Source organism: Streptomyces sp. NPDC045695 (assembly GCF_056432025.1).
On the sequence record NZ_JBWKJU010000041.1, the window covers coordinates 1939 to 5142 of the forward strand.

1 rRNA gene is annotated in these 3204 nt (G+C 56.7%); it reads left to right on the plus strand.

Going from position 1 to position 3204, the window contains the following annotated elements:
• Nucleotides 1-50: 50 nt before the first annotated feature.
• Nucleotides 51-3173, plus strand: a 23S ribosomal RNA gene (locus tag AC07DU_RS33810).
• The last annotated feature ends 31 nt before the right edge of the window (nucleotides 3174-3204 follow it).

The following is a 3204-nucleotide window of genomic DNA, read 5'->3' on the forward strand; positions in this document are numbered from 1 at the left end:
TGGGTGGCTGGTCGTTGTTTGAGAACTACACAGTGGACGCGAGCATCTGTGGCCAAGTTTTTAAGGGCGCACGGTGGATGCCTTGGCACCAGGAACCGATGAAGGACGTGAGAGGCCGCGATAGGCCCCGGGGAGCTGCCAACTGAGCTTTGATCCGGGGGTGTCCGAATGGGGAAACCCGGCAGTCGTCATGGGCTGTCACCCACTGCTGAACACATAGGCAGTGTGGAGGGAACGAGGGGAAGTGAAACATCTCAGTACCCTCAGGAAGAGAAAACAACCGTGATTCCGGGAGTAGTGGCGAGCGAAACCGGATGAGGCCAAACCGTATGCGTGTGATACCCGGCAGGGGTTGCGCATGCGGGGTTGTGGGAATGAGCTTGATCGGTCTGCCGGCCGGTCGGCGAGTCAGAAACCGTTGATGTAGTCGAAGGACATGCGAAAGGTCCGGCGTAGAGGGTAAGACCCCCGTAGACGAAACATCAGCGGCTTGCTTGCTCATCTCCCAAGTAGCACGGGGCCCGAGAAATCCCGTGTGAATCTGGCGGGACCACCCGCTAAGCCTAAATATTCCCTGGTGACCGATAGCGGATAGTACCGTGAGGGAATGGTGAAAAGTACCGCGGGAGCGGAGTGAAATAGTACCTGAAACCGTGTGCCTACAAGCCGTGGGAGCGTCGCCGTTGTTCTTCGGAACAACGGTCGTGACTGCGTGCCTTTTGAAGAATGAGCCTGCGAGTTAGCGGTGTGTAGCGAGGTTAACCCGTGTGGGGAAGCCGTAGCGAAAGCGAGTCCGAATAGGGCGATTGAGTTGCACGCTCTAGACCCGAAGCGGAGTGATCTAGCCATGGGCAGGTTGAAGCGGAGGTAAGACTTCGTGGAGGACCGAACCCACCAGGGTTGAAAACCTGGGGGATGACCTGTGGTTAGGGGTGAAAGGCCAATCAAACTCCGTGATAGCTGGTTCTCCCCGAAATGCATTTAGGTGCAGCGTCGTGTGTTTCTTGCCGGAGGTAGAGCACTGGATAGGCGATGGGCCCTACCGGGTTACTGACCTTAGCCAAACTCCGAATGCCGGTAAGTGAGAGCACGGCAGTGAGACTGTGGGGGATAAGCTCCATGGTCGAGAGGGAAACAGCCCAGAGCATCGACTAAGGCCCCTAAGCGTACGCTAAGTGGGAAAGGATGTGGAGTCGCAGAGACAACCAGGAGGTTGGCTTAGAAGCAGCCACCCTTGAAAGAGTGCGTAATAGCTCACTGGTCAAGTGATTCCGCGCCGACAATGTAGCGGGGCTCAAGCGTACCGCCGAAGTCGTGTCATTGCAGCAATAGGGCCAACGCCCGCTGTGATGGGTAGGGGAGCGTCGTGTGCCGGGTGAAGCAGCAGCGGAAGCTAGTTGTGGACGGTTCACGAGTGAGAATGCAGGCATGAGTAGCGATACACACGTGAGAAACGTGTGCGCCGATTGACTAAGGGTTCCTGGGTCAAGCTGATCTGCCCAGGGTAAGTCGGGACCTAAGGCGAGGCCGACAGGCGTAGTCGATGGACAACCGGTTGATATTCCGGTACCCGCTTTGAAACGCCCAATATCGAATCAGGCGATGCTAAGTCCGTGAAGCCGTTCCGGACCCTTCGGGGAAAGGAAAGTGGTGGAGCCGACGAACCAGACTTGTAGTAGGTAAGCGATGGGGTGACGCAGGAAGGTAGTCCAGCCCGGGCGGTGGTAGTCCCGGGGTAAGGGTGTAGGCCGAGGGGTAGGCAAATCCGTCCCTCATTAAGGCTGAGACCTGATGCCGAGCCGATTGTGGTGAAGTGGATGATCCTATGCTGTCGAGAAAAGCCTCTAGCGAGTTTCATGGCGGCCCGTACCCTAAACCGACTCAGGTGGTCAGGTAGAGAATACCGAGGCGTTCGGGTGAACTATGGTTAAGGAACTCGGCAAAATGCCCCCGTAACTTCGGGAGAAGGGGGGCCATCACTGGTGATCGGATTTACTCCGTGAGCTGGGGGTGGCCGCAGAGACCAGCGAGAAGCGACTGTTTACTAAAAACACAGGTCCGTGCGAAGCCGTAAGGCGATGTATACGGACTGACGCCTGCCCGGTGCTGGAACGTTAAGGGGACCGGTTAGTGACCTTTCGGGGTTGCGAAGCTGAGAACTTAAGCGCCAGTAAACGGCGGTGGTAACTATAACCATCCTAAGGTAGCGAAATTCCTTGTCGGGTAAGTTCCGACCTGCACGAATGGCGTAACGACTTCTCGACTGTCTCAACCATAGGCCCGGTGAAATTGCACTACGAGTAAAGATGCTCGTTTCGCGCAGCAGGACGGAAAGACCCCGGGACCTTTACTACAGTTTGATATTGGTGTTCGGTTCGGCTTGTGTAGGATAGGTGGGAGACTTTGAAGCCGTGACGCCAGTCATGGTGGAGTCGCCGTTGAAATACCACTCTGGTCGTGCTGGATGTCTAACCTCGGTCCGTGATCCGGATCAGGGACAGTGTCTGATGGGTAGTTTAACTGGGGCGGTTGCCTCCCAAAGGGTAACGGAGGCGCCCAAAGGTTCCCTCAGCCTGGTTGGCAATCAGGTGTTGAGTGTAAGTGCACAAGGGAGCTTGACTGTGAGACCGACGGGTCGAGCAGGGACGAAAGTCGGGACTAGTGATCCGGCGGTGGCTTGTGGAAGCGCCGTCGCTCAACGGATAAAAGGTACCCCGGGGATAACAGGCTGATCTTCCCCAAGAGTCCATATCGACGGGATGGTTTGGCACCTCGATGTCGGCTCGTCGCATCCTGGGGCTGGAGTCGGTCCCAAGGGTTGGGCTGTTCGCCCATTAAAGCGGTACGCGAGCTGGGTTTAGAACGTCGTGAGACAGTTCGGTCCCTATCCGCTGTGCGCGTAGGAATATTGAGAAGGGCTGTCCCTAGTACGAGAGGACCGGGACGGACGAACCTCTGGTGTGCCAGTTGTCCTGCCAAGGGCATGGCTGGTTGGCTACGTTCGGGAGGGATAACCGCTGAAAGCATCTAAGCGGGAAGCCTGCTTCAAGATGAGTATTCCCACCTCCTTGAGAGGGTAAGGCTCCCAGTAGACGACTGGGTTGATAGGCCAGATGTGGAAGCCCGGTAACGGGTGAAGCTGACTGGTACTAATAGGCCGAGGGCTTGTCCTCAGTTGCTCGCGTCCACTGTGTTAGTTCTGAA